General features: G+C 45.6%; 1 protein-coding gene. It reads left to right on the top strand.

Going from position 1 to position 559, the window contains the following annotated elements:
* On the top strand, positions 1-489 hold a 489-nt coding region (locus EAX61_RS16325; RefSeq protein WP_236642070.1), incomplete at its 5' end, for a transposase.
* Positions 490-559: the final 70 nt, after the last annotated feature.

The following is a 559-nucleotide window of genomic DNA, read 5'->3' on the forward strand; positions in this document are numbered from 1 at the left end:
ATCCCGTTCAAAAAAGTGTTCAACGACTATCGCACGGGAACCAAGAAGAAGGAATACCGTATATCGAGCAGGATCTGTAGGGGATGCCGCTTTCGCGAAAGCTGTCTCGGAAAAACTGCCAAAGAGAAAAAGTTCAGTGTCACCTATTATCGTGAGGAGTACGAGCGCAACGCCCAGCGATTACGATCGGCTAAGGGCCGGGCCCTGAAAAGCAAGCGCCAGAGTACGGTCGAGCCGGTTTTTGGGACGCTCACCCAATTTATGGGGATGCGCAAGGTGAACACCATCGGGATCCATCAGGCAAACAAAGTGATGCATACGGCCGCGATGGCTTACAACCTCAAAAAATATCTAAAATTCACCCAAAAACGAGTAAAAAGTGGAGCGGGAGCACTTGCTTTTATTCAAATCCTGAAAAACGCATTGGCAAACCTCAAACGAGTCTTTTTAAGCGATATTAATTTAAGACTTGCATACTTCATAACTTAAAAAAGCACCTCTCAGAAAGGCGCTTTTAAAGTCAATTATTGTCGATTTAATGGGTTGTGCAACGGTTACC

Source organism: Dokdonia sinensis, assembly GCF_003688895.1.
Lineage (GTDB): Bacteria > Bacteroidota > Bacteroidia > Flavobacteriales > Flavobacteriaceae > Dokdonia > Dokdonia sinensis.